Below are 24,961 nucleotides of genomic sequence, written 5' to 3' on the forward strand. Positions count from 1 at the left end.
ATTCGGCCGAGATGCGGAATAGACCGCGGTACCGTTTGTTGCACTCCATATGGGCGAAGACGGGATCGACAGGAGGCCGGAGGCGCCGCGCGGGGCCAGCGTCGTGGGCGACCTCGGCGCGGAGCTGGCCGCGGCCGCCGCGGACTCGGGCGGGGCGATCTGGACCCTCGCCGAGGATCCGCGCGATCTCGACGCGAACGTCATCCGCCTGCCCGCAGGAGATCGCATCGAGCCCTTCGACGGGCCGGACCTCGACGTGCTGGTCGTCGTGCTCTCCGGCGACGGAGTCCTCCGCACGGATGCGGAGGTGGTGACGCTCTCCGAGGGGAGCGCGGTGTGGCTCCCCCGGTGCGCGCGACGCGGATTCGCCGCCGGCGATCGGGGGCTGGCCTATCTGACCGTGCACCGGCGGCGCGAGCCCGAACCGCTGATGCCGAGGCTCCGCGAGCGCTAGCCGAGGCTCCGGAAGCTCGGCTCCTCGAGCGAGCCGACCGGCTCGACGTCCCCGAGCATCCGCCACACCGTGCGGCTGAGCTGCGGGTATCGGCGCGCGATGCCCCGGTAGAGGCCGGCGTCGATGCCGTCGGCGAGCCGGCCGAGCGTCTCCGCGTTCGGCTGCCTCGTCTGCTGCGCCATCCGCGCGAGCGTGTACTCCGCCATCTGGCCGCGCGCCTCGAGCTCGTCGTCGCGCAGCATGAGCACGAGCAGCTCCTCGGTCTCGGGCAGCTCGGCGTAGACCTCCGCCGGGTCCGCCCCCTCGCGGACCCGCCGCTCGATCATCGAGTCGCGCTCGAACTGCGCGAGTTCGCGAAGCTCGGCGAGGTGATTCGACATCTTGACTCCATCCGCGGTCGGCGGCACACGTGCGGGGTGTCACCGAGGCGGCGGCACTCGTCGGCGGCGCCGGGGCCGCCGCGCTCGCCGTGGCGAGCGGCCTCCACACTAATGCACGACCCGGAGAGACGCACGGGCCCGGCGGCGCCGGGCGGGGCTGCGATACTTGGTCGGATGAAAGCGCACGAGACCGTACTGCAGTGGGTCACGGGTGAGCTCGCGGCCGGGCGCCTCCACGTTGGCGACCGGCTACCGGGCGAGCGCGTGCTCTCGCAGGAGCTCGCCATCTCGCGCAGCGCGGTGCGGGAGGCCCTTCGCGTGCTGGAGGTGCTCGGCACGATCCGGAGTGCCACGGGGTCCGGGCCGAACGCGGGCACGATCATCACCGCGACGCCGGAGCAGGGCCTGAGCACGGCGCTCGGCCTCCAGCTCGCGAGCCGCCAGGTGAGCGCGGAGGACCTCATGCAGCTGCGCGTCCTGCTCGAGACCTGGTGCGCGCGCAGCGCGGACCCCGACGGCGCGGACTGGGAGGAGGCCGAGCGCCTGCTCGACCGCATGGACGACCCCGGGCTCGACCGCGCCGCCTTCCTCCGGCTCGACGCCGAGTTCCACGCCGTGTGCGCATCGGCGGCCCGCAATCCGCTCGTGTCGACCCTGATGGACGCCCTGCGGCTCACGATCGCCGAGCAGACGCGCGCTCGCGCCGAGCGGATCGAGGGCTGGGCGGGGCTCGCGGAGCGGCTGCAGGCGGAGCACCGCGCCGTGCTCCGCCGCCTGCGCGAGGGCGAGGGCGCCGAGGCCGCGACCCTGCTCGAACGGCACATCCGCGGCTACCACGAGCGTACCGAGCGCGGCTGAGCCCGGCGCCCTGATTGACGCCGCGCTCATCGCGGCAGTACATTCGGATGCTGTGGTCCGACCACAGATCGGGCCCGTCCAGGGGCGACGAGGGGGCCGCCCGACGCCGTGCGATCACTGGAGGAAGCCATGGTTCAGCGCCAACTGCCCAAGCCCAAGGAGCTCTTCGAGCTCATGCGGTTCAAGAAGCCCGAACTCGATGCGAAGAAGCGGCGGCTCGCCGCCGCTCTCACGATCGAGGACCTCCGCCGCATCGCGAAGCGCCGCACGCCGAAGGCCGCGTTCGACTACACCGACGGCGCCGCCGAGGGCGAGCTGTCGATCGCGCGGGCGCGGCGGGCCTTCCGCGACATCGAGTTCCACCCGTCGATCCTCCGGGACGTCTCGCGGGTGGACACGAGCACGGAGATCTTCGGCGGGCCTTCCGCGCTGCCCTTCGGCATCGCGCCCACCGGCTTCACCCGGCTCATGCAGACCGAGGGCGAGATCGCCGGCGCCGGAGCCGCGCGGGCCGCGGGCATCCCGTTCAGCCTCTCCACCCTCGGCACCTCCTCGATCGAGCAGGTGCGGGCCGCGAACCCCGCCGGCCGGAACTGGTTCCAGCTCTACGTGATGCGCGATCGGGAGATCTCCTACGGTCTCGTGGAGCGCGCGGCGAAGGCCGGCTTCGACACGCTCTTCTTCACGGTCGACACCCCGGTGGCGGGAGCGCGCCTGCGCGACACCCGCAACGGCTTCTCGATCCCGCCGCAGCTGACGCTCCGCACCGTCCTCGACGCGATCCCCCGGCCCTGGTGGTGGTTCGACTTCCTCACCACTCCCCCGCTGGAGTTCGCGTCCCTGACCTCCACGGGCGGCACCGTGGGCGAGATGCTCGACGCCGCGATGGACCCGACGATCTCCTTCGACGACCTGCGCATCATCCGCGAGCTGTTCCCCGGCCGGATCGTGATCAAGGGCGTGCAGAACGTCGAGGACTCGCGACGCCTCGTCGACCTCGGCGTGGACGGGCTCGTGCTGTCGAACCACGGCGGACGCCAGCTCGACCGCGCACCGGTGCCGTTCCACCTGCTCCCCGAGGTCGTCCGGGAGGTGGGGGCGGATACCGAGATCGCCATCGACACGGGCATCATGAACGGTGCCGACGTCGTCGCCTCGCTCGCGATGGGCGCCGACTTCACGCTGATCGGCCGCGCCTACCTCTACGGGCTCATGGCGGGCGGCCGGGCGGGCGTGGACCGGGCCATCGCGATCCTCGCCGACCAGATCGAGCGGACCATGAAGCTCGTCCAGGTCTCGAGCGTCGAGGAGCTCGAGCCGAGGCACGTCACCCAGCTCGTCCGCATGGTGCCGCGGCGCGCGGAGGATGCGGATCTCGCAGGAGCCGCGCGGCGCATCGAACGGCAGCGGGACGCCTGACCGCCCGGGCGGACGGCGCGTCCGAGCAGACGACGAGGGCCCGCCCGGCGATCCGGACGAGCCCTCGACATCGCAGGCGACGCGGGCGGGTCAGCGCCCGGCGTCCTCCTCCTGGTCGGCGGGACGGCGGACGAACCACGCGAGCACCACCGGCACGAGCGAGACGATCGCGCCGACGAGGAACGCGGTGCGGGCGCCGGGGGCCCCGGCCAGCGACGCGTCGAGCCCCTGCAGCTCGCCCCGGTGCAGGTATCCCGAGTAGATCGCGATGAGCACGGCCACGCCCACGGCACCGCCGACCTGCTGCATCGTGTTCAGCGACGCCGAGCCGTGCGAGTACAGGCGCTGCGGCAGCGAGCCCAGCGAGGCCGAGAAGAGCGGCGTGAAGGACATCGCGAGCCCCACCGAGATGACGGTCTGCACGATGACGAGCTCGAGCCAGTGGGTGTCGACGCCCACGGTCGAGTACACGAACAGCGAGGCGCTCACCAGGATGGTGCCAGGCACGAGCAGCGCCCGCGGCCCCTTCGCGTCGTAGATGCGGCCCATGAACGGCGCCAGGATGCCCATGAGCACCGAGCCGGGCATCAGTACCAGCCCGGTCTGGAGGGCGTCGAGCCCCATCACGTTCTGCAGGAACTGCGGCAGCAGCGTGAGCGTGCCGAACATCGCGCAGGCGAGGATGGTCATGGTCACCACGGCGATCGTGAAGTTCCGCGACGCGAAGGTCCGCAGGTCGAGCAGCGCCTTGTCCTCGCGCTGCAGCGCGAGCTGCCGCCAGACGAACAGCGCGAGCATCACGGCGCCCGCCCCCACGCAGATGCCGCCGAGCGCCTGCGGCGAGAGCCCGGTCTCGGCCGCCTCGCCGCCGAACTGGCTGAGGCCGAAGACGATGCCGCCGAAGGCGAGCGCGGAGAGCACGACCGAGAGCACGTCGAAGGGCGCGCCGCTCGTGTCGCCGAGGTTGGTGAGCCACTTCGCGCCGATCGCGAGCGCGACAACGGCGATGGGCAGGATGATGCCGAAGAGCCAGCGCCAGCCGAGCGTGTCGAGCACGGCGCCGGAGGCGGTGGGGCCGAGGGCGGGGGCGAGCGAGATGACCATGCCGACCATGCCCATCCAGCGGCCGCGCTGCTTGGGCGGCACGACCGTCATCACGGTGGTCATGAGCAGCGGCATCATCACGCCGGTCCCCGCGGCCTGGATGACCCGGCCGAGGAGCAGCACGGTGAAGCCCGGGGCCACGAAGCACACCGCGGTGCCGATCGCGAACGCGAGCATCGCCGCCACGAAGACCTGGCGGGTGGTGAAGCGCTGCAGGATGTAGCCCGTGGTCGGGATGACCACGGCCATGGTGAGCATGAACGCGCTCGTGAACCACTGGCCGAGCTCGGGCGGGATGCCGAGATCGCGGTTGAGGTGCGGGATGGCGTTGGCCATCGTCGTCTCGTTGAGGATCGCGACGAAGGCGGCCACGATGAGCAGCCAGATCACCCGGCCGGCCCCGGGCGGCAGCCGGTCGGCGTCGCCGGCGCCGTCCGCGGCGGCGTTCGCGTTCCCGGCACGGATCGACGCGGTATTCAACGGTCCGGTATTGGTGGACGTCATGAGACTCCTGAAGAACGAAGCGGCGACAGCGAAGAAATGCTGTGAATCTCGCAGAGGCGAGCACGTCAGCCTACACGTAGTCATGGCGCGCGGTAAAGGGCGCGCGGAATCTTCTCCGGCGGCGAACAACGGGATCCGACCGTAGGCTCCCGGCGCCCGGCGCGTTACGCTCGTCGAGGACGCCGGCCCGAGGGGCGCGGCGAGCGGATGAAGGAGGATGTCGAGTGCCGGTAACCGGGAAGATCCTCGAGGTCGCCGAGGCCGACCCCGACCGGCTCGCCATCGTCGGCGATTCCGGCCGGCTCTCCTACGGCGGGCTCGTCGCCGACGGGCGGCGGGTCCGCGCGGCGGTGGAGCGCCTCCACACCGCGCAGGCCGGGAGTGCGCCGACGCCGGCCCCGGAGGCGCAGGGCATCCCCATCACCGCGGTGAGCATCGCCGACGCCTACCACGCCGGGCGCATCCTCGCCGGGCTCGCCGGCTTCCGCGCCGTCTCGGCCACGATCGATCCGCGCTGGCCCCTCGAGCACCGCGTGGGAGTCATCACGGCCGTCGGCATCGGACTCGTGATCTCCGACTCCGCCGAGCTGCGGGAGGCGCTCGCCGCCGCGGGATGGGCCGGCACGATCCTGCCCCTCGAGGAGTTCCTCGCCCTCGAGCGGGAGACGGAGCCCGCCGCCCCGGCCTCGGTGCGCCCCGCCGAGGAGCCGTTCCTGCTGCTCTTCTCCTCCGGCACGACGAGCGCGCCCAAGGCCTTCATCCGCACGCGCGGCGAGTACCGGTACAACGCCGGCGTCTCGAGCCGGTACCTGGAGGCGGAGGCGGGCGTCGCGACGCTCGCCCCGGGGCCGCTCTCCTACAGCCTCACGCTCTTCGCGCTGGTCGAGTGCCTGTTCTCGGGCGGCACCTGCCATCTCGCCGACCGCTTCGACCCGCTCGACGCCTCCCGCCGCATCGCGGCCGAGCGGATCTCCCGCATCGTCGCCGTCCCTGCCGTGCTGCCGGCGCTCGCCGAGGCGGCGAAGCGCGACCCCGAGCGGTTCGAGCCCCTCGAGCTGGTCGTCACGGGCGGCGCGAACCTCTCCGGCGGCATCCGCGCGAACTTCACCGCGGTGCTCCCCCGCGTGCGGCTGATCAACTACTACGGTGCGGCCGAGATCGGGTTCATCGGCGACAGCCGCGACGGCGACGGCACGCGCATCGCCCTCTACGAGGGCGTCGAGGCGGAGATCCGGGACGCATCGGGGCGGCGCCTGCCGGAGGGCGAGGTCGGATCGCTGTGGATCCGCGTGGCCTCGACCGCGAGCGGCTACGTCGCGGCCACCACCGATGTCGAGCTCCGCGACGCCGACGGCTGGGCCTCGGTGCACGACCAGGGCCGGCTCGTGGGCGGCGGGCTCGACCTCGTCGGGCGCGCGGGCGACATCCTCGTGACCGGCGGGCACAAGGTGTTCCTGCCCGACGTCGAGCGCGCCTTCTCCTTCCTCGGCGGTGCCGAATCCTGCTGCGCGGTCGGCGTGCCGCACGAGCGCCTCGGCAGCCTCGTGGCGCTCGTGATAGAGGGGGCCGGCCACCCGGACAAGTCGGCGCTCCTGGCCCATGCCCGGGCGCACCTGCCGCCGCAGGCCGTGCCCCGCCGCTGGTACCGGATCGACGCGCTGCCGAGAACCGTGGGCGGCAAGATCCGCCGGGCCGAGACCGCGGAGCTCGTGCGCGACGGCGCGGCGCCGCTGGTGCGTCTGTGAGCGGGCGCCGGGTCGTCGTCACCGGGCTCGGCGCGGTGACGCCCTCCGGGCTCGACGCCGGGCGCACCTGGGATGCCGTGCGCCGCGGCCGGAGCGGCATCGGCCTGCTCGAGGGCCCGGAGTTCGCGGATATCGCCGTCCGCATCGGCGGGCAGGTCCGGGGCTTCGACCCGGATCTGGTGCTCGAGCGGCGCGAGTCGAGGCGGCTCAGCCGCGTGCTCTGGTACGCGATCGCCGCGGCGGACGAGGCGATGGGCGGACGTGGGGCAGCCGAGGCGGCGGTCTCCGCCATCGGCCCCGAGCGCGTGGACATCCTCGTGGGCACCGGCTCGGGCCCCGTGCAGGCCATGCAGGAGGCCGCGCGCACGCTGGCCGAGCGCGGCCCGCGAGCCGTGCCGCCGACGCTCTCGATGCACGGCGCGCCGGACGCCGCCGCGGCGCTGCTGAGCCAGCGCCACGGGGCGCTCGGCGCGGCCGGGGGCGTCTCCGCCACCTGCGCCAGCGGCGCATTCGCGCTCGGCGAGGGGCTGCGCGGCATCCGCCACGGATACGCCGACGCAGTGCTCGTGGTCGGGATGGAGGACTGTATCAACCCGGTGAACTACTCGTCGAACGCGAACATGCGCGCCCTCGCCGCCGGCGCCGAGTCGGCGCCCGCCGCCGCATCGCGGCCCTTCGACAGGGGCCGCGGCGGGTTCGTGATGTCCTCCGGCGCCGCCGCGCTCCTCCTCGAATCGGAGCAGTGCGCGCTCGCCCGCGGCGCCGCGCCGCTCGCCGAGCTGGCCGGCTTCGGCGCGGCGAGCGACGCCCACCATCCCACCGCCCCGCATCCGCGCGGCGCGGGCGCGGCCTCGGCCATGCGGCGCTGCCTCGCCGACGCCGGGATCGCCGCGGACGAGGTCGACCACGTCAACGCGCACGGCACGGGCACGCGCGCCGGCGACGCCGCCGAGGTGCTCGCACTCGACGCGGTGCTCGGCGAGCGGGCCGGCGGCGTGCCGATCAGCGCGACCAAGTCCTCGACCGGTCACCTGCTCGGGGCGAGCGGCGCGCTCGAGGCGCTGCTCGCCGTGCGCACCATCCTCGACGGCGTGCTGCCGCCGACCATCAACCTCGATGATCCGGAGTACCCGGACCACGACATCGTGACCGAGGCACGGAGCGCGCCAGTGCGCACCGTGCTGTCGAACTCCTTCGGGTTCGGCGGCCACAACGGCGCGGTGCTGCTGCGCCGATACGAATGATCCACCGACCCCAGGAGGTTCCAGTGACCGATCGCGAGACCCGCTTCGCCGAGCTGCAGGCCGAGTACCTGCCGGACGACCTGCTCCGGCGCATCCACGGGCGAGCGGCCGAATACGACCGCGAGAACCGGTTCTTCGCCGAGGACTTCGAGGAGCTCCGCGAGCGCGGCTATCTCCGGCTGTTCGTGCCGGAGGACCTCGGCGGGCCGGGCCTCGGCATGTACGAGGTCTCGCGCCTTCAGCAGGTACTCGCGAAGGCCGCTCCCGCCACGGCCCTCGGCATCAACATGCATCTGGTCTGGACGGGCGTCGCCCGCGCCCTCCTCGAGCGGGGGGACGACTCCCATCGCTTCGTGCTCGAGGAGGCCGCGGCCGGCGAGGTCTTCGCGTTCGGCGTCAGCGAGCCGGGCAACGACCTCGTGCTGTACGGCTCCAACAGCATCGCCGAGCCGGACGAGGACGGCTACCTCGTGAGCGGCACGAAGATCTTCACCTCGCTCTCCCCCGTCTGGACCCGGCTCGGCGTGCACGCCCTGGACTCGAGCGATCCCGATGACCCCCGCATCGTCTACGGGTTCATCGACCGCGATTCCGAGGGCATCGCGGTCTCCGATCACTGGGACCCGATGGGCATGCGCGCCACGCAGTCGCGCGCGACGATCCTCGACCGCGCCCGCATGCGCGCGGATCGGGCGACGCGGCGCATCGAGACCGGCATGACGCCCGATCCGCTCACCTTCGCGATCAACGCGAACTTCCAGCTGCTCATCGCCTCGGTCTACACGGGGCTCGCGGCCCGCGCGCTCGAGCTCGCCGCCGAGCAGCTGCGCCGGCGCACCTCCCTCAAGCTCGACCGTCCCTACTCCGAGCTGCCCGAGTTCCGGGACCGCATCGCGGACGCCGCCATCGACTACGAGGCGATCCCGCCGCAGCTGGCCGCCTATACAAGCGACTTCGACGCCCTCGTGGACCACGGCGCCGGCTGGCCGCGCCGCTTCGTCGGCGCGAAGCTGCACGCCACGGAGATGGCGCGCCGCGTGGTCGAGGCGGCCTTCCGCTGCGCGGGCGGCGGCGGCTTCGACAACGCCGCCGAGATCAACCGCCTGTACCGCGACGCCCTGGCCGGGATGTTCCACCCCAGCGGGTGGGACGGGGCGCGGCCTCTCTTCGCGGGCGCCTACCTCGACGACTGACCGGGCGGCGTCGACGGCGGGCGCCACCGCGCCCGCACGAGGTTCCCATACGATGGCATGAGACCGGTACCGATGATGAAGGAGTCGAGAACGCGCATATGAGCACCGCACGGGACGTCCAGACCGATACGGCCGAACTGATCGCACGGCGGTACGGCGCCCCGCTCGAGGGGGCTCCTGCCGAAGGCACGCCGGTGGTCGATCTGCAGCTGCGCCACCGCTCCGTGCGGAGGTATCTGCCGGGCGAGGTCTCGGACGCGCAGCTGGAGCTGCTCATCGCCGCGGCGCAGTCGGGGTCCCAGTCCTCCAACCTGCAGGTGTGGAGCGTGGTCGCCGTCCGGGACCAGGACCGCAAGGACCGCATCTCGACCGCGATCGGCGGCCGCCGGTACGTCGAGGAGTGCGAGGTCTTCCTCGTGTGGGTCGTCGACTTCCACCGGGCGACGCAGGTTGTCGAGCGCACGGGCACCGCCGTCGAGACGAACGCGTACCTCGAGAACACGCTCGTCGGCTTCGTGGACTCGGGGATCAGCGCGCAGAACGCGCTGCTGGCCGCCGAGTCGCTGGGGCTCGGCGGCGTGTTCGTCGGTTCCGTGCGCAACAACCCGCTCGCCGTGGCCGAGGAGCTCGGGCTGCCGGAATACGCGTTCCCCGCGTTCGGGCTCGCGATCGGGCACCCGGACCCCGCCGAGGAGGCGGACACGAAGCCGCGGCTGCCGCAGCGGGCCGTGCTCCACCACGAGCAGTACGACGACGCGGCGTGGGAGTCCGGCGCGGAGGAGTACGAGGAGCGCCTGCGTGAGTACTACGCGCGGTACGGCAAGCCCGACTACTCGTGGGCGCGGACGCTGGGCGGGAGGGTCGGCCCGGCCGAGGGGCTGCACGGCCGCCAGCAGATGCGCGAGTGGCTCTCCTCGAAGGGGCTCCTCTCCGGCTGATGCGCGCCGGCGCGGCGCATCCCCCGCCGCGCCCGGCTAGTTGTGTTGTCCAGCTAGTCGGAGGACTCGTGACCGCTCGCGGCGGGCGGCGGGCTCGCCTGCGCCTTGCGCGCCTCGCGATCGTACTTCTCGTGCAGGAAGATGAGATGGGCGCGCGAATCGAGCTGCGCGTCCTCGATCACCGCGTCCTCGAGCTCGTCCACGCCGACGCGCATCAGCTCGATCACGTTCTCGAGATCCTCGACGAGCTCGTAGGCCGCGAACTGGGCCTCGGTGGTGCCGAGCGCGGCGACGCTCGAGACCCGCGCGGAGAGCTGGTGGTACTCGGTGATCCGGTCGACCTGCAGCGTGACGAACTTGGGGTAGAGCATGTGCGAGGAGTCGATCTCGCCGGTGCGGCGGATCGCCTCGAGCCGTTCCTCGAGCAGGGCCATCCGGTGGTCGGGCTCCGCGGTGACCGAGTCGTCCGCAGGCTGCTTGGCGCCCCCGGCGGCGGGGATGGACTTGGCGAGCTGATTGAACCAGCCGATCTCCTTGGTCGGCTCCACGGGCTCGATGCGGACGGTGTGCCCGTCGACGGGGTCGATGCGGAACTCGTGGTAGCCGTCGAGCGAGAGGACGTTGGCCCGCTGCGTCTGCCCCGTGCGCAGCGCCGCCATGAGCTTCTGCGAGAAGGATTTCGCCTTGGCGGCGCGGTACTCGCTGCCGAGCCCGGTGGTGATGGCGCGGTCGATGCGGTTCTCGGCCGAGATGCGGGAGCGCACCTGCCGCTGCTTGCGGCGGCCCTGGAAGTAGCCGATCACGCCCGCGACGGGCCCGGATGCCGCGCAGACCAGCAGCGCGACGCCCCAGGGCATGAACGAGATGTCGGTCACGAGCGAGGAGAGGAACCAGCCGGTGCTGACGGTCGCGGTGGTCGCGAATCCGGCGATGCCCCAGCCGATGGCGCGCATCGCGGGGATCGCGCTCGGCGAGAACACGTTGCGGCGCCACAGCTTGCCGCCCACCTGCTCGTCGAAGTTCAGCTCGATTGCGTTGCCCCGCCGCCGCCAGCGCACGCCTGGCACCGCGAGGTCGCCGTGCGAGCCGCCCATGCCGTCGGTCGAAGTCCAGCCGTGTCCGTTCATCCGAGCCATTATCGCGCAGCAACCCGCGAATCGGATCGGCGCGGCGGCTGCGGAGCTGGTGAATACCCGCGAGAGTCGATCGCCCGGAACCGCCCCGCCGGGGCGGCGGACATCGAGGTATCGAACCGGCGCCCCGCCCTCTGCAGCCGGCCGCGGACGCGGACATGCGCCCAGCCCGGACGAATCCGAGCGGGGCGCATGCGCTCCTATTCCGTGCGCTCCGGCACTCCGCCGCGGTGACGCGCATAGGACGCCGCCGCCGCGACGAGCGCGGCGGTGAGCGATCCGATCCCCGCGATCGCGAATGCGATCGCCTGCTGCTGCAGATCGCCCCACGTCGTCACCTGCCCGAAGGGCACCGCGAACGCGGCGCTCCCCGCGAGCGACTGCCAGAACGTGGCCTTCGCCCGCTCGAGTGCAGCCTTGCGGGTCCTCCCCTCGTCGGCGGACGGCTCCGCGCGCATTTCCCGCTTCTCCGTCATGTGCTCTCCTTCCCGACCGCTCCCCGGTTCGGGCCTCTCCCGCTGCCGCGATCGGCCGGGCCGTACGATCCCGACGACATGCATCGGACGCTCATGCGGCACCGAGCCCCCTACGTCGTAGCAGTCCCCGGCGTCCCCGATGTATCGCGGGAGAACGCCGACAGTGGCGGCCGACGCCTGCAGGGTCAGATCTCCTTGAACAGTGCGTCCCACGTACCCCGGTCGACTCTCCCGGATCGAGACATGCCCTGGCGCTCCTGGAAGTCCGCGACCGCGCTCCTGGACGCCGAGCCGTAATCGCCATCCACCACGAGCCGTGCACCGCGCACGTTGAGGCGGTTCTGCACCTGCAGCACGGCGAGCCCCTTGGAGCCGAGGTCGAGGTACTCCCACGTGAGAGGAGCGTGCTTCACCGTGAGACGCACTCCCAGGCCGACAGGCCAGTGCGTGAACCCCTTCTCCGGGGCGTTGTTCATCCGGATCAGCAGTGCTTCGGAGATTCCGTGGGCACGTGCGACGCCGTTGACCGTATCGCCTCCCTTGAGGAAATAGATCACATCCCCCGGCCATGTCTTCACCGTGTAAGTACCGGCCGTGCCCTTGCCATAGGGCTCGACGTACTTCACCGTCACCCACAGCTTCTGCCCGACCTTGATCACATCGGAGGTGAGCCCGTTCTGGCTTCGAAGCCATGCCGTGGAGACCCGGTATTTCGTGCCGATGGAAACGAGCGTCTGGCCTTCCTTCACCGTATGCTGGCGCATCGTGCTCGAGACGCCGCCCGGCTCCTTGCTGCCGCCTCCTCGGTACTCGATGTGCCACGGCTCCTTCTGCGGCCAGCTCGCCTGGCCGCCGTCCCAGAACCCGTAGTCGCCCATGTTCGACCGCATCCACCCCGACTCGGTGGAGCCGTGCAGGTTCAGCGGCGAGCCGAGGTCGATCGCCAGGCCCCAGCCGTGGACCGAGGTGCCGGGCCTGGCGGCGAGGTTGCCCTGCCCGGACTGATACAGGTCCCACAGCCGCTGCTGCTCGGCGAGCGAGCGATGCGTCTCCAGGATCGGCAGCGTGTAGGCGAACCGGGATCGGAACACCGACGCCAGCGCCTCCAGCGCGCGTGCGGCCTCCGGCCGGAGCCGCCATCCCTTCCCTCCGATGTTCGCGGTTCCCGCGGCGTTGCGCATATCCCCGTTGGGGAATCCGATGTCTTTTTGCACCATAATTTGCCTCCTTCAGGCAGTGGGCCGCCCTGGTGGGGCGGCATAGTTGAGGCGGGGGTTCCCGCCCGTGGGTGTTTCCGGAACGCATCCGCGATGCGTTCCGGAGGCCCGGAAGCGATCCCCGTCGCCGGTTCTCGGCGACCGCAGTCGTCCTCGCGGACCCGTTTCGCCCTGCTCTCCGCAGGGCCTCCGGCGTACGCCGGATCGGCTGCCACCCTCCTCGCGGGGCGCGGCCCGGCAGCGCACGAGCGCGGTGACGCTCGCGGCCGCCCCGCACCACCGGTGGGCGCGGATCGCCGGTCGCACGGACGCGGGCCGGCCATCCGTCGTCGAGGGGCGACGGCGCCCTTCCGCCTCACTCCGCGCGGGATGACGGATCGGACGGCCTCTGCGCCGCCTCTTCACGCGCGGCCTCCCGCTTGGCGGTCTCGTGGGCGTCGGCCAGGTCGTGGATCGAATCCACGAAGCCGTAGGCGTCTTCGTATGCGATCGGGCCGATGAGGAAGCGCTTCCGCCCCTTCCGCCTCTCGAGCATGATCACCGGGGTGACCTCTCCCGCACCGTGCCTCCACTGATACGCCCGCGCCCGAATCGCCGGGAATCCCTCTCGTTCCGTCATCGCTCCTCCTTGGGGTTCTCCGGGCTCCCGACGCGGATGATCGCGTCCGGCCCCGACTGCTCCTGCATCCCGCGACCGCCCGGAGCCCTGTCCTGCGCGATCGGCGCATCCGTCTTCCCGGTCCTCGTCGCCGCGAGTCGTCGCGGTGCGGGGAGAGCGCCGTCGACGGAATCCGCCGGTTCGAAGCCCTGCGCTCCGTCGGGCGTTCCGACCTCCTCACCGGGGAAGGCCTCGAACAGCGCCCCGATCTCGACCTCGAGCGCGAGCGCCGCAGCGGCGACGAACTCGCCGGAGGGCTCGGCTCCGTCGCGGATTCGCCGCAGCGTGAATCGGTCGACGCCGATCATGCGGGCCAACGCTCCGTCATCGGGAATCCCCCGCGTCTCCTTCAGACGCTCGAGGGCCCGAGCCCGAAGCCTGAGTCGTGCCATGCCATCTCCCTTCCGTATCAAGCGATGCTCTTTCGCATCACTAAATTCATTCTTGCATCATGCGATGCAAACTCGCAAGACGCGACGCGTTATTGCATGAACAGTCGGGATGCGTCACGATGGACGGGTGACTTACCTCAACTGGCTCTCCGCCCGCACGGACGGCGCTTCGCTTCGAGACATCGCGGCTCGCGCAGGGGTGACGCAGAGCACGCTCAGCAGGCAGATCTCGGGAGCATCGACGCTCGATGCAGGCCTCGTCATCAAGGTCGCGCGCGCCTACGGCCTGAACGTGCTGGAGGCGCTCGTCGCCTCGGGCTTCGTCACGGAGGAGGAAGCCGGCGCCCCCGGCGTCGCCTCGGCGCTCGAACGGGCGACCGATACGGAGCTCGCGAGAGAGATCCTGCGCCGAGCCGAGGAATCCGAGCGGATGCGAGAGCCCGTGAGCACGCTCGCCGACGGCCCCGAGGGCGAGGTCATCGAGGCCGACGAGCGCTTCTCGTCGACGAGCCGGGCGCTGCCCGAGCTCGGCTACGTCGCCGGCACCGACGACTCCGAGGAGGAGCTCGACCGCGAGTGATGTCGGAGGGCCGTGGCAGCCTCTCCCCCATGTGGTCACCCGATTTCTACGCCGCCGAGCACGGCATCGAGGTCGTCGAGGACGATATCCCCGAGACCGGCCGGTATTACCACGCGCACCGGCTGATCGCCCTCAGAACGGGCATGACCGCGCTCTCGAGACGCTGCGCGCTCGCCCACGAGCTCGCGCACCACCACTACGGCGATACGTGCACGAGCCCCCGCATCGAGGCTCGCGCCGACCGGTGGGCGGCGAATCGGCTCATCCGGGTCTCCGATGTCGTGCGCTGCGCCGTCGAGCGGCCCGAGCACCCGGAGCACTGGTGCGATGAGCTGATGGTCACCCCGCACATGCTCCGGACGTGGATCTCCAATCCGAACAACCACCGCCGCGCGGAACAGCTGTGGCGCCTCGTCGCCTAGGCACGGGCGCGCGTCCGGCCGAAGGACGGATGGCCCCGGATCGTCCGCGACCGCCTCGACGAGGTGATCGCTGTACTCGCCGAGCAACGGCACCGCGCGCTGGTAGGTCCAGTGCCAAGACGACCGGAAGACGACCGTGGCCTACACCTGGCCTAACCCGGAAACGGAAGTGGCCCCGACTCCCGCATCAGAGTGCGGGAGTCCGGGCCTTCGCGGTCGGGACTACAGGATTTGAACCTGCGACTTCTCGCTCCCAAAGCGAGCGCTCTACCAAGCTGAGCTAAGTCCCGGCGCCGCGGATCGCGGCCCGTGCAAGTGTAGCCCGGATTCGGCGGCGGCCGTCCGTCGAGCCGTTCGGAGCGGAAGCACACCGCCGCCGCCTAGCGTGAGCGGCATGACCGCCGTGCCGATCATCCCCGAGGACGACCTCGCACTCGCCGCGGCCTGGCGCGCCCGGCCGACCGACCCTGAGCAGCTCGCTCGGCGCCTCTCCGAATTCCTCACGGGCCTCCGCGGACTCGCGCCCGCGGCGCGAACCTGGCGGCGCCGCCCCGCGAAGACCGTGATCGAGGCGGACGACGTCGAGGGCCTCGCCAAGGTGATCCGCCTGCGCATCGCGAAGGATTCTCGCGGCGCTCCCATCCCCGCCATGGGGTACCTGCTCGACCTCACCTCCGAGGAGGTGCCCGGGCTGCATGTGCACCTTCACGCCGGTCAGACGGAGGAGACCGTGGAGAGCTCCTGCGCGCTGCACCTGGAATCCTCGTGCACCGCCCTCCGCACCCCGCCCGAAGCGCGATCCCTGATGGAGGCGATCGTCAGGGCGTTCGACCCCGATTGGGCGGTATGGACCTCCGGGCTCCTCGGCGGCGCCGAGCATCTCACCGACGAACGACGCTCGCTCGGCTACCTCAATTACGGCTGGCGCGATGCGATGCTCGCACTCGATCCCCGCGCGGAGCGCTTCCACCGGGGCGCGATCGCCCGCCTCGGCGACGACCCCGAGCTCCGAGACCCCGCGCCGATGCTCGACCTCCTGGACCGCCTCTGGCGATCGGCCGCCCGCGATCCGGTTCCCGCCGATCCGACTCGCGTTCCCGAGCTCCACCGGATCGGCTGGGATCTCGGGTTCGCCCTCGTGGACGGCGGCAGTGTCTGGCGCATCGTGGATCGCGGGCACGTCATCATCGAGATGAGCCGCGAGGAGTACGTCGTGTGGACCTCGGCCGCGGGACGCCCGGCGACCGTCGACGGCAGCTGGACCCTCGCAGACGCGAACGAGCGGGCGCAGTCGCTCGCGGTGCCCCGCCCCGAGCCGATCCTCCGGGCGCTGCTGAACCACGGGCTCATCGCCGAGGTCCCGGCGCTCGGCGGCTCCGTCAGGGACTTCTGCAGAACGCACCGCATCGAGACGCTGATGCCGGTGCTCGGCGCCGCGGACTGGCCGATCGGCGCCGCCCTGATCGGCCCGAGGGAGGGCGACGGCATCGCCGTCGGGGGCACGACGGCGAACGTGTACACGATCGGCCCCGCGTACCCCGACCTCTGGAGCGCCTGCGAGACCGTGGCCTCGACCGATCCATCAGGGGCGAGCACGCCGTGGTTCGTCGCCGAGCAGTTCCTCCGCGAATCGCAGCGGCTCGTCGCGCGCGGCGCGCTGAGCCTGCAGACCGTCGACGCCCCGAGCGGAGGAACGGCATGATGCTCCCGACACTCGCGCTGCCGATCGGGTTCCCGGCCGGCAAGCACTTCGTGGATGGCGGCGCGCACCGGATCGTCCGCAACGGCCGCGAGATCCACGAGCTCGACAGCGTCGAGGCGGCGCTGTGGCGCGCCGCCCGGGACTGCGAATCCTCGCTCGCCGAGCTTCCCGGCCACGCGGGACTCGATCCCGGCGACGCCGCGGACGGCCTCGGCCGGCTCGAGCGGGAGGGGCTCCTCGTCGACCTCCCCCTCGACGCCCTGACTCCGACGGGGCGACGACGGCGGATCGAGTTCGGCGCCCGGCATCGGTACCGGCCGATGATGCTCGACGTGGGCCCCGCGGACGAGCCCTTCCACTGGCTCCTCGCGGAGGGCGCGATCAACAGTGAGCCGTACAACACCACCGTCGTTCCCGAGACCACGGAGATCGTCCGGCTCGCCCTCGCCTTCGCCCTTACCATCTCCGAGGTCGCCGAGAGCTTTGCCGGCGAGGACTCGGTCGAGGCGGTCGACGAGGCGTATCGGTCCACCATCATCCCCGAGCTCCGACGGCTCCTCGCCCCCGGTCTCGGCTATCTCGACGAACTCCCCGACGAGCGCTCGGTCCCGGCCTACGTCCGGCTGAACCGGCCCGACGAGTGGAAGGGCTACTGGCAGCAGCCGGGCTAGCCGGGGCCGGACCTCAGTCGCCGACCCGGTCGCCCGCGGCGGGACCGCCCTGCCACACCCAGTCCCGCACCTCGGGCAGGTCCTCCCCGTGCTCGCGGATGTACTCGTGGTGCCGGACGAGCTCGTTCTCCAGCGCATCCCGCGCATGCGCGCCGATGCCGCGCAGACGCGGCACCCGGTCGATGACGTCGATCGCGAGGTGGAAGCGGTCGATGCGGTTGAGCACGCACATGTCGAAGGGCGTGGTCGTCGTCCCCTCCTCGCGATAGCCGTGCACGTGCAGCTGCTCGTGGCCCGACCGCTTGTAGGTGAGCCGGTGCACGAGCGCCGGGTAGCCGTGGAACGCGAAGATCACGGGCGTGTCCGTCGTGAACAGCGCGTCGTACTCGCGGTCCGGCATGCCGTGCGGATGCGAGCCCTCGTCCTGCAGCCGCATGAGGTCGACCACGTTGACCACCCGGATGCGCAGGTCCGGGAAGTGCTCGCGCAGGATGCCGACCGCCGCGAGCGTCTCCTGCGTGGGCACGTCGCCCGCGCAGGCCATGACGACATCGGGCTCGGCGCCCTCGTCGCTGCTCGCCCAGCGCCAGATCCCCGCGCCCCTGCGGCAGTGCGCGATCGCCTCGTCGATGTCGAGGTACTGCGGCTCCGGCTGCTTGCCCGCCACGATCACGTTGACCCGCTGCCGGCTGCGCAGGCAGTGATCGGCGGTCGCCAGCAGCGTGTTCGCGTCCGGCGGCAGGTACACGCGCACGACCTCGGGCTTCTTGTTCATGACGTGGTCGATGAATCCGGGATCCTGGTGCGAGAAGCCGTTGTGGTCCTGACGCCACACGTGCGAGGTCAGCAGATAGTTGAGCGAGGCGATGGGCCTGCGCCACGGGATGCGATCGGTCGTCCCGAGCCATTTCGCGTGCTGGTTGAACATCGAGTCGACGATGTGGATGAACGCCTCATAGCTCGTGAAGAGCCCATGCCGTCCGGTGAGGAGGTAGCCCTCGAGCCAGCCCTGGAGGGTCGTCTCGGAGAGGATCTCCATGACCCGCCCGTCCGGGGCGAGCCGGTCGTCGCCGTCGAGGATCGCGGCGTTCCAGGTGCGGTCGGTGGCCTCGAGCACCGCGTCGAGCCGATTCGAGTTGTTCTCGTCCGGGGCGAAGACGCGGAAGCTCGTGCCGTTCCGCCGCATCACGTCGCGGAGCAGGACGCCCAGCACCTTCGTTGCCTCGGCGGTCTCCCGGCCGTGCTCCCGCACCTCCACCGCGTAGTCGCGGTAGTCGGGCAGCCGCAGATCGCGCAGCAGCCGGCCGCCGTTGCTGTGGGGGTTCGCGCTCATCCGGCGCTCTCCCGCCGGATGCAGCTCGGCGACCTCCGGCCTGGGGGCTCCCGCCTCGTCGAAGAGCTCTTCGGGGCGGTAGCCGCGCAGCCACTCCTCGAGGATGCGCCGGTGCCCCTCGTCCTCGCGCGCCGCGTCCACGGGGATCTGATGCGAGCGCCAGGTGCCCTCGACCGGCTCGCCGTCGACCGTCTCCGGCCCGGTCCATCCCTTCGGGGAGCGGAGCACGATCATCGGCCAGGCAGGGCGCTCGGAGTCGCCCGCGAGCGCGCGCCGCTTGATCTCGGCGATCTCGTCGAGGCAGGCGTCGAGCGCCCGGGCGAAGTCGCGGTGCATGGTCTCCGGGTCGTCGCCCTCGACGAAGTAGGGCGAGTGCCCGTAGCCGCGCAGCAGCTGCTCGAGCTCCTGCGGCGCGATGCGCGCGAGCACCGTGGGGTTCGCGATCTTGTAGCCGTTGAGGTGGAGGATGGGCAGCACCGTGCCGTCGCGGCGCGGATCGACGAACTTGTTCGAGTGCCAGCTCGCGGCGAGCGGGCCGGTCTCCGCCTCGCCGTCGCCGACGATGGCCGCGACGACCAGGTCCCGGTTGTCGAAGGCCGCGCCGTACGCGTGGGCGAGCGAGTAGCCGAGCTCCCCGCCCTCGTGGATCGAGCCCGGCACCTCGGGCGCGACGTGCGAGGGGATGCCGCCCGGGAAGGAGAACTGGCGGAAGAGCCGGCGCATGCCCTCCTCGTCGCGGCTCACCTCCGAGTAGGCCTCGGACCAGCTGCCCTCGAGCCAGGCCGCGGCCACCGGGCCGGGCCCGCCGTGCCCCGGTCCCATCACGTACATCATGTCGAGGTCGCGCGCGATGATGGCGCGGTTGAGATGGGCGTAGATGAAGTTGAGGCCCGGCGTCGTGCCCCAGTGCCCGAGCAGGCGGGGCTTGATGTGCTCGGGCCGGAGGGGCTCCCGCAGCAGCGGGTTGTCCATGAGGTAGATCTGCCCGGCGGAGAGGTAGTTGGCGGCCCGCCACCAGGTGTCGAGACGGCGGAGCTCCTCGTCGCCGAGCGGCTGCTGCGCGGGCGGGATCGGTGCGTGCTGGTCGGATTCGATGGTCATCGCGTCCTCGCTTCCACGATCCGCACGGCTCGCGCGGGTGCCTGGCGTGGTGGATGGGCGCGGCCGCCGGATGCGTGGAGTCACGCTATCGGGGGCGCCCGACCGCGAGCGAAGCGTCAGGTGGGCAAGCGCTCAGAAGATCGCGGCCGCGCGGGGGATGGAGGGGATGACGGGAATCGAACCCGCACTATCAGTTTGGAAGACTGAGGCTCTACCATTGAGCTACATCCCCGGGCCTGTGCGAAACAGGACGTTGCAAGTGTAGCGGACGTTCGAGATCCGCGCGCAACCTGCCGGGTCGCTGACCGCCGCTTCGGGAGTGCACCGTTGCTTCACGACCGGATGCCGCGGAGAGGCGCCGTGCCGCGCACGGCGACGAACCGCTGCCCGGACGACGAAGACGGGCGCTGCCCCTCGAGTGCCTCCGCGCCGCCGGCCGCCCGCGGTCATGCTGCGGTCGCATCTTTGTGGAGAACTCGTCCCGAGCGGGGCGTTTCTGACTACCGTGAATGCACAGCCGCCGCGGAGCGCCGCACCGCACCGCGAGAGAGGGATGGGCGATGACAGAGGGCGATCGGCGTTCCGAGGAGCACCGCACGGCACGCTTCCCCGAGAGCGTCGAGGATCTGCGCACGACGTCGCTCTGCCCGATGTGCCTCGAGCCGACCGCCGGATCGCCGACGTGCCGCGAATGCGGACTCGACCTCACCCGGGGCGAGCTGGCCGAGGTCTTCTCGCTCTCCACGACCGCCGCCGATGCCCTGACCCGCCGCGGCCTGCTGCTGCAGGATGCGTGGCGCGCCTCGCAGCGAACCGTTCGGGAACCGGAAGCGGCCTCCGAGACGCCCGCCGCGCCGGCCCGGCAGCGGGATGAGACGCCCCCGCGAGTCGAAGCGACCGGCTCCGTCGACGCCGAGCTGCCGCCCCTGCCCCCGCTGAGCGCCGACGCCGCCCTCGCCGCCCCCGGAGCCGGCTGGGGCACGACGCCCAATGCCGCGCCCTCGTCGCCGCCCCTTCGGCCCTCCGCGCAGGATGCCCCGCCGCCGGCGAGCGCCCCGCCGCAGCAGAGCGCCCCTTCGATGATCGGCACGCCGTCGACTCCCGGCGCCCCGTCGGCGCCGAGCGGGCCGCCCGCCCCGCCGGCGCCGCAGCCCGACGCCGAGCCGACCCGGCCCAGGCGCTCGAGCATCCAGGTGATGCTGCTCGTCACCGGCGTCGCCTTCGTGAGCGTCGCCGCCGCGGTCTTCCTCACGGTCGCCTTCGTCCTGTTCGACCTCACCGTCAAGGCGATCATCACGGCCGGGGTCACCGCCTCCGTGCTCGCCGGCGCGAGTCTGCTCCGTCGACGGGGGCTCGCCGTGACCGCGGAGGGATTCGCCGTGCTCGGCGTGGTCCTCCTGCTGCTGGACGCGTGGGCGATCCGGGCGCTCGACTTCTTCGGCGCCGAGGGCGCGCCGGTCTCCGGGTACTGGGGCGCGGCGCTGATCCTCCTGAGCGCCGTCCTGCTCGGCTGGGGCCGCCTCTCGCGCCTTAGGGCGCCGACGATCGCCGCCGCGTTCTCGGGCGTGCCCGGGGTGCTGCTGCTGGGCGTGTGGCTGCTCGGGCTCGTCGTCGGAGAGGTCTCCGCGCTCCTGCCCGCGGCCTGCGGCGCCATCGCCGCCTCGCTGCTGGCCGTCCGGCTCCACCGCCGGGAAGGAGGGCCGGATCCGCTCGAGACCGGCATCGTGCTCGGGCTCGGCCAGCTCGCGTCGCTGCCCCTGATCCTCGCGCCGGGGCAGCAGCCTCCCTACGGCGCCGCGCACTGGGCCATCGCGACGATCGCCGCGCTCCTCGGCTCCCTCGCGCTGCTGGGCCACGCGGAGTGGTTCCGGCGCGGCGGCGCCCAGCGGATCCGCCCGCTGCGCATCTCGGCCGCGGTCCTCGCCACGCTGTCGTGGGCCGGTGGCATCGGCTCGGCCTGGTGGCTGCTCGAGCGGACCGCCGCGCTCGACCGGCTGCCAGCCGCGTTCCTGCTCGCTCCCCTGCTCGCGCTCCCGGCCCTGCTGTGGGACCTGCGCTTCCTCCGCACCGGCGCCCGGGATCGGCCGCTCCGGCTCGCCGGGCTCATCACCGCGGGGCTCGTGGCCCTCCCCGCCGCCGGCCTCGTCCTCTTCGTCTTCGGATTCAACGCCCTCGCCGGCGGGCTGGACGCGCAGGCGCACCGCCCCGCCTTCCTGGCGCTCGGCGCGAGCGCGCTCCCGCTGCTCGCGCTTTCGGCGCTGCTCTACCGGTCCCTCGCCCCCGCCGTGTTCCCCCGCAGGACGCTGGGGCTCGGCATCGGCGCGCTGATCGCCGTCACGGCCCTCGTGCTCGGCCTGCCCGAGCTCGCCTCCCGCATCGGGCTCGCGCTGCTCGTCGTCCTGTTCACCGCGGCGGCTGTCGTGCTGGGCCGCGGCCGCGATTCGCTGCGCGCGGCCCTGCTCGTCGGCACGATCGTCGCTGCGGCGGTGCTCTGGCTCTCGTGCGTGGACGCGGCGGACCTGGCCACGCCCGCGGCCGGCCTGGGGTTCCTCGCACTGCTCGCGTTCCGGATGCTGCGGGGCGAGCTGCCGGGCGTGGTCGCGACCGCGGCCGCCGGCGCGTTCGGCGGCATCGCCCTCGCCCACGCCCTGTCCGAGGCGGCGCATCCGGTGGTCGCCGTGCTCGGCGCCATCGCCCCGGCGGTGCTGCTGCTCGCCGTCGCACTGCTGCGCCGCGTGCGGATCCGCCCGGCGGAGCGCATCGCGTTCGCGGCGCTGGCGCTCGGCTACGCCGTGATCGCCGCCGCGCTCCGCACGACCCGCCCTGTCGGAGCGCCCTTCGAGCTCGGCGCGGATGCGATCGCGCTCGCGCTCTCCGTGGCCGGGACGGTCGTCCTCGTGCTCGGCGTGCGCAGTGCCGACCCGGACGCCCCCGCGCACGAGACGGCGACGCACCGGATCGCGCTCGTGACGGCCCTCCCCCTCGCGATGCTCGCACTGCACCCCGTGCTCCGGCTGTTCGGCGATTCCTCGGAGTGGCGGCTCGGCGCTCCCCTGGGAGCCTGGCTGCACGTCGGGGCCGCGCTCCTCGCCGCGGGGCTCCTCGCGGGGCTGAGGCTGCGCCGAGGGGCCGGCGCCCGGACGCTGCCGGCGGATGTGCTCGCGGTGCTCCTGGCCGCGCTCGAACTGCCCCGCATCGCGATGCTCCCCTCCTCGCCGGTCGACTGGGTCTCCTTCGCGCCGACGGCCGTCGCCTGCGCCGTCCCGCTGCTCGCCGCCGTCGAGCGGCGCCCGCGAACGGGACTCCGCGCGATCCTGCCCTGGATCGCCCCGCTGCTGTTCGCAGCCACCGGACCGGTGATCGTGACGCGAGCCGTCGCGGACCCCTGGCCCGTCCTCGTCGCGGCTCCCCTCGCAGTCGCGCTGCTCGCCGCCGCCGCGGTCTTCATCCGCTCGGGGCTGCCGGCCCGCATCGACCACGGCGGCTGGTATGCGGCCGGTCTGCTGCTCGGCGGCGGCTTCATCCCCTACGTCGCGCTGCTGGCGACGCGCCCGACGGTCGCCGACTGGTGGTTCTCGGCACTCGCCGCGGTCCTCGGATTCCTCGTACTGACCGCGCTCGGCGGGCTCCGAACGGGCCCGCTGCGCACGCCGGTTCGCGTGCTCTTCGTCACGGCGCTCGCGCCCGCCGCCGTCCTCGCAGCCGTCATCGCGATCGATGCGGCCCTGTACGCCGCCGCCGAGTCCGGCGGGCTCGGCGTCACGACGGCGTCCTCCGCGATCGCCGGGGGCACGGGACTCGCCATCGCGCTCTCGGCGGTCCTGGCGTTCCGCGGCCTCCACGACGGACGACCCGCCGACGACGGGCTCGTCCCCGCCGAGCTCTCGCGCGCCGCGCTGGCCGTGGCATGCGGCGGCATCCTGCTGGTCCTCCTCATGGCCGCGGCCCTGCCCTCTCGGGCGATCGACCTCGCGCTGCTGCTCGCGACAGCCGGTCTGGCCGCGACTGCTCCGCGCTGGCCGGGCCGCACGCCCTCGGCACCGTCCCCGGCTCGGCTCGGGATCCCGTTCTTCGCGCTCGCGGTGTTCCTCGCAGCCGGCGTCGCGGGGCTCGCCGGCGATCCCGTCGCGGCGGCTCCGGTCGCCGCGGGCGCCGTCTTCGCCGCGCTCCTGGGCGGCGGCGCACTCGCGATGATCGCGGTCCGCCCGACGAGCCCTCGCGACCGCGGGCTGCTCTTCGCCGGCATCACGCTCGCGCTCTGGGCGGCGCTGATGAGCGCGCCCGTGCCATGGCTGTACTGGCCGGTGACGGCCTCCTCGACACTCGCCGTGGGCGCGGCGCTGCTGGTCGCGGTCCTCCGCGCACGGCTCACGCGGATCGGCGCGCTGCCCGCGGCGGTGGCCGCACCCCTGCCGTTCGTCGCCGCGCTCTTCGCCGACGACGCCTCGAGCCGCCCGTTCGCGATCGCCGGCCTGGCGATCGGCCTCGCGCTCGTCGCGGTCGCCTTCGCGGTGAGCAGGACCGGTTCCCGCCGGTTCGCCGCGGCGGCCCGCGGCGCCGGTGCGACCCTCGCGCTCGCCTGGTCGGCGAACCTGTTCTGGCCCGACCACGTCGACGAGCGGATCCTGGCGATCGCGCTGCCCGGCACGGTGCTGCTCGCCCTGTTGGCCTGGTTCGTCGCCCTCGACGAGCGGCGGGACGGCTCGCCGACCACGCGCTTCGAGGTCTCCGCCTACGCCGCCTGCGCGCCCGTGTGGCCGGCCGTGATCGCGCTCATCGGCGGCACGGGGCTGCACGCCGATGCCTTCGGCATCCTCGCGCTCGCCCTGGCGGCCGTCGCGACGGTGCTCGCCGTGACGAGCGCCTTCCTCTGCCCGCCCGGCACGCTCGCCCGCTCGGCCGTCGACGCGGCGACCATCGGCAGCGGCGCCGCCGCGCTGCTCGCGGCACTCGCGGCGCTGCTCTTCGGCAGCTCGCTGCCCGCCGATGCGTTCTTCCTCGCCTTCGGCCTCGCGGCGACCGTGATCGGGCTCCTGCAGCTGCGGGCGCGCCCCGCGCTGCGCAGCCTCCCCGCGCTCGGTCCCGGCCTCGGACTCCTGCTGCTGCCCCTGTGGCTGATCGAGCTCGGCGATCCGACGGCGGCGAGGATCGGCGTCTACACGCTCCTGGCCGTGGGCGCGCTGCTGCTCGGCGCGCTGGGAAAGCTGCAGGCGCCGCTGGTGCTCGGCTCGGCCGCGGTGGTGGCGCACATCATCGTCGCGCTCAACTGGATGGTGCCGAACCTGTCGGTGCCGTGGTGGCTCTGGCTCGGCTCGGCCGGTGCGCTGCTCATCTTCGTCGCCGCCACCTACGAGGCCCGGCTGCGCAACGCGAAGTCGCTGGTGCGCTCCTTCCGCGCGCTGCGCTGAGCGCGCCCCGACGCCGAGCGCCCGCGAAG

General features: G+C 72.6%; 20 protein-coding genes and 2 tRNA genes. 12 read left to right on the top strand and 10 right to left on the bottom strand.

The window, feature by feature from the left end; genetic code table 11:
• Positions 1-49: 49 nt before the first annotated feature.
• Positions 50-454, top strand: coding sequence for a cupin domain-containing protein (locus tag FM112_RS01585; RefSeq protein WP_087002565.1), 405 nt, complete (start codon positions 50-52; stop codon positions 452-454).
• Here FM112_RS01585 and FM112_RS01590 read toward each other — a convergent pair.
• Positions 451-834 (bottom strand): hypothetical protein, encoded by a 384-nt coding sequence (locus tag FM112_RS01590; protein WP_176386620.1) that lies wholly within the window; start codon positions 832-834, stop codon positions 451-453. The genes FM112_RS01585 and FM112_RS01590 overlap by 4 nt on opposite strands.
• Before the next feature lie 174 nt (positions 835-1,008).
• Between FM112_RS01590 and FM112_RS01595 the strand changes: the two genes are divergently transcribed.
• Together FM112_RS01595 and FM112_RS01600 are read left to right on the top strand one after the other, a co-directional pair.
• Positions 1,009-1,692 (top strand): FadR/GntR family transcriptional regulator, encoded by a 684-nt coding sequence (locus tag FM112_RS01595; protein WP_087002567.1) that lies wholly within the window; start codon positions 1,009-1,011, stop codon positions 1,690-1,692.
• A gap of 129 nt (positions 1,693-1,821) precedes the next feature.
• Positions 1,822-3,111, top strand: coding sequence for an alpha-hydroxy acid oxidase (locus FM112_RS01600; RefSeq protein ID WP_087002569.1), 1,290 nt, complete (start codon positions 1,822-1,824; stop codon positions 3,109-3,111).
• 90 nt (positions 3,112-3,201) lie between these two features.
• Here FM112_RS01600 and FM112_RS01605 read toward each other — a convergent pair whose 3' ends face one another.
• Complete coding sequence (locus FM112_RS01605) at positions 3,202-4,719, bottom strand: MDR family MFS transporter (protein WP_087002571.1); 1,518 nt, start codon at positions 4,717-4,719, stop codon at positions 3,202-3,204.
• Positions 4,720-4,943: 224 nt separating this feature from the next.
• Here FM112_RS01605 and FM112_RS01610 point away from each other — a divergent pair, with 224 nt between their 5' ends.
• The 4 genes from FM112_RS01610 to FM112_RS01625 all read left to right on the top strand — a co-directional run bounded on the left by FM112_RS01610 (position 4,944) and on the right by FM112_RS01625 (position 9,839).
• Complete coding sequence (locus tag FM112_RS01610; RefSeq protein ID WP_087002573.1) at positions 4,944-6,464, top strand: fatty acid--CoA ligase family protein; 1,521 nt, start codon at positions 4,944-4,946, stop codon at positions 6,462-6,464.
• Positions 6,461-7,708, top strand: a complete 1,248-nt coding sequence (locus FM112_RS01615) for a beta-ketoacyl synthase (protein WP_087002576.1) — start codon at positions 6,461-6,463, stop codon at positions 7,706-7,708. The genes FM112_RS01610 and FM112_RS01615 overlap by 4 nt, the downstream gene beginning before the upstream one ends.
• A 23-nt stretch (positions 7,709-7,731) precedes the next feature.
• The gene (locus tag FM112_RS01620; protein ID WP_254910319.1) at positions 7,732-8,901 is read left to right on the top strand and encodes an acyl-CoA dehydrogenase family protein; all 1,170 of its coding nucleotides are present in this window, start codon (positions 7,732-7,734) and stop codon (positions 8,899-8,901) included.
• A gap of 98 nt (positions 8,902-8,999) precedes the next feature.
• On the top strand, positions 9,000-9,839 hold the full coding sequence (locus tag FM112_RS01625; protein WP_087002581.1) for an NADPH-dependent oxidoreductase: 840 nt from the start codon (positions 9,000-9,002) through the stop codon (positions 9,837-9,839).
• Between the two features lie 53 nt (positions 9,840-9,892).
• Here FM112_RS01625 and FM112_RS01630 read toward each other — a convergent pair whose 3' ends face one another.
• The 5 genes from FM112_RS01630 to FM112_RS01650 all read right to left on the bottom strand — a co-directional run bounded on the left by FM112_RS01630 (position 9,893) and on the right by FM112_RS01650 (position 13,631).
• Entirely contained in the window at positions 9,893-10,966 is a 1,074-nt protein-coding gene (locus FM112_RS01630; RefSeq protein WP_140400532.1) for a hypothetical protein, read from the bottom strand.
• 206 nt (positions 10,967-11,172) lie between these two features.
• The gene (locus FM112_RS01635; RefSeq protein ID WP_087002585.1) at positions 11,173-11,448 is read right to left on the bottom strand and encodes a hypothetical protein; all 276 of its coding nucleotides are present in this window, start codon (positions 11,446-11,448) and stop codon (positions 11,173-11,175) included.
• 185 nt (positions 11,449-11,633) lie between these two features.
• Positions 11,634-12,665: a LysM peptidoglycan-binding domain-containing protein gene (locus FM112_RS01640; protein ID WP_087002587.1), complete on the bottom strand. Its 1,032-nt coding sequence runs from the start codon at positions 12,663-12,665 to the stop codon at positions 11,634-11,636.
• 355 nt (positions 12,666-13,020) lie between these two features.
• A complete protein-coding gene (locus tag FM112_RS01645; protein ID WP_087002589.1) occupies positions 13,021-13,284 on the bottom strand; it encodes a hypothetical protein in 264 nt (87 codons plus the stop codon).
• Positions 13,281-13,631: a hypothetical protein gene (locus FM112_RS01650; RefSeq protein WP_087002591.1), complete on the bottom strand. Its 351-nt coding sequence runs from the start codon at positions 13,629-13,631 to the stop codon at positions 13,281-13,283. The genes FM112_RS01645 and FM112_RS01650 overlap by 4 nt, the downstream gene beginning before the upstream one ends.
• A gap of 211 nt (positions 13,632-13,842) precedes the next feature.
• Between FM112_RS01650 and FM112_RS01655 the strand changes: the two genes are divergently transcribed.
• Complete coding sequence (locus tag FM112_RS01655) at positions 13,843-14,295, top strand: helix-turn-helix transcriptional regulator (RefSeq protein ID WP_176386621.1); 453 nt, start codon at positions 13,843-13,845, stop codon at positions 14,293-14,295.
• 29 nt (positions 14,296-14,324) lie between these two features.
• Positions 14,325-14,717: an ImmA/IrrE family metallo-endopeptidase gene (locus tag FM112_RS01660; RefSeq protein WP_140400534.1), complete on the top strand. Its 393-nt coding sequence runs from the start codon at positions 14,325-14,327 to the stop codon at positions 14,715-14,717.
• Between the two features lie 216 nt (positions 14,718-14,933).
• Here FM112_RS01660 and FM112_RS01665 read toward each other — a convergent pair.
• A tRNA-Pro gene (locus tag FM112_RS01665) sits at positions 14,934-15,007 on the bottom strand.
• 104 nt (positions 15,008-15,111) lie between these two features.
• Between FM112_RS01665 and FM112_RS01670 the strand changes: the two genes are divergently transcribed.
• Positions 15,112-16,419 carry an Imm52 family immunity protein gene (locus FM112_RS01670; protein ID WP_087002597.1) on the top strand — a complete coding sequence of 436 codons (1,308 nt, stop codon included), beginning with the start codon at positions 15,112-15,114 and terminating at the stop codon, positions 16,417-16,419.
• The gene (locus FM112_RS01675) at positions 16,416-17,090 is read left to right on the top strand and encodes a hypothetical protein (protein ID WP_087002599.1); all 675 of its coding nucleotides are present in this window, start codon (positions 16,416-16,418) and stop codon (positions 17,088-17,090) included. The genes FM112_RS01670 and FM112_RS01675 overlap by 4 nt, the downstream gene beginning before the upstream one ends.
• 13 nt (positions 17,091-17,103) lie before the next feature.
• Here FM112_RS01675 and FM112_RS01680 read toward each other — a convergent pair whose 3' ends face one another.
• Entirely contained in the window at positions 17,104-19,524 is a 2,421-nt protein-coding gene (locus FM112_RS01680) for a phosphoketolase (protein WP_087002601.1), read from the bottom strand.
• A 158-nt stretch (positions 19,525-19,682) separates the two neighbouring features.
• Positions 19,683-19,756: transfer RNA gene (locus FM112_RS01685), tRNA-Gly, on the bottom strand.
• 328 nt (positions 19,757-20,084) lie between these two features.
• Here FM112_RS01685 and FM112_RS01690 point away from each other — a divergent pair.
• Entirely contained in the window at positions 20,085-24,932 is a 4,848-nt protein-coding gene (locus FM112_RS01690) for an SCO7613 C-terminal domain-containing membrane protein (RefSeq protein ID WP_087002602.1), read from the top strand.
• Positions 24,933-24,961 lie beyond the last annotated feature (29 nt).

The sequence above is a fragment of the Gulosibacter sp. 10 genome (assembly GCF_900163695.1).
Taxonomy (GTDB): domain Bacteria; phylum Actinomycetota; class Actinomycetes; order Actinomycetales; family Microbacteriaceae; genus Gulosibacter.

What these genes read in the sequence shown, in the direction of transcription:
- FM112_RS01585 (WP_087002565.1), top strand. Translation starts at nt 50, where the DNA reads ATGGGCGAAGACGGGATCGACAGGAGGCCGGAGGCGCCGCGCGGGGCC.
- FM112_RS01590 (WP_176386620.1), bottom strand. Translation starts at nt 834, where the DNA reads ATGTCGAATCACCTCGCCGAGCTTCGCGAACTCGCGCAGTTCGAGCGC.
- FM112_RS01595 (WP_087002567.1), top strand. Translation starts at nt 1,009, where the DNA reads ATGAAAGCGCACGAGACCGTACTGCAGTGGGTCACGGGTGAGCTCGCG.
- FM112_RS01600 (WP_087002569.1), top strand. Translation starts at nt 1,822, where the DNA reads ATGGTTCAGCGCCAACTGCCCAAGCCCAAGGAGCTCTTCGAGCTCATG.
- FM112_RS01605 (WP_087002571.1), bottom strand. Translation starts at nt 4,719, where the DNA reads ATGACGTCCACCAATACCGGACCGTTGAATACCGCGTCGATCCGTGCC.
- FM112_RS01625 (WP_087002581.1), top strand. Translation starts at nt 9,000, where the DNA reads ATGAGCACCGCACGGGACGTCCAGACCGATACGGCCGAACTGATCGCA.
- FM112_RS01630 (WP_140400532.1), bottom strand. Translation starts at nt 10,966, where the DNA reads ATGAACGGACACGGCTGGACTTCGACCGACGGCATGGGCGGCTCGCAC.
- FM112_RS01635 (WP_087002585.1), bottom strand. Translation starts at nt 11,448, where the DNA reads ATGACGGAGAAGCGGGAAATGCGCGCGGAGCCGTCCGCCGACGAGGGG.
- FM112_RS01640 (WP_087002587.1), bottom strand. Translation starts at nt 12,665, where the DNA reads ATGGTGCAAAAAGACATCGGATTCCCCAACGGGGATATGCGCAACGCC.
- FM112_RS01645 (WP_087002589.1), bottom strand. Translation starts at nt 13,284, where the DNA reads ATGACGGAACGAGAGGGATTCCCGGCGATTCGGGCGCGGGCGTATCAG.
- FM112_RS01650 (WP_087002591.1), bottom strand. Translation starts at nt 13,631, where the DNA reads ATGATCGGCGTCGACCGATTCACGCTGCGGCGAATCCGCGACGGAGCC.
- FM112_RS01660 (WP_140400534.1), top strand. Translation starts at nt 14,325, where the DNA reads ATGTGGTCACCCGATTTCTACGCCGCCGAGCACGGCATCGAGGTCGTC.
- FM112_RS01670 (WP_087002597.1), top strand. Translation starts at nt 15,112, where the DNA reads ATGACCGCCGTGCCGATCATCCCCGAGGACGACCTCGCACTCGCCGCG.
- FM112_RS01675 (WP_087002599.1), top strand. Translation starts at nt 16,416, where the DNA reads ATGATGCTCCCGACACTCGCGCTGCCGATCGGGTTCCCGGCCGGCAAG.
- FM112_RS01680 (WP_087002601.1), bottom strand. Translation starts at nt 19,524, where the DNA reads ATGACCATCGAATCCGACCAGCACGCACCGATCCCGCCCGCGCAGCAG.
- FM112_RS01690 (WP_087002602.1), top strand. Translation starts at nt 20,085, where the DNA reads ATGACAGAGGGCGATCGGCGTTCCGAGGAGCACCGCACGGCACGCTTC.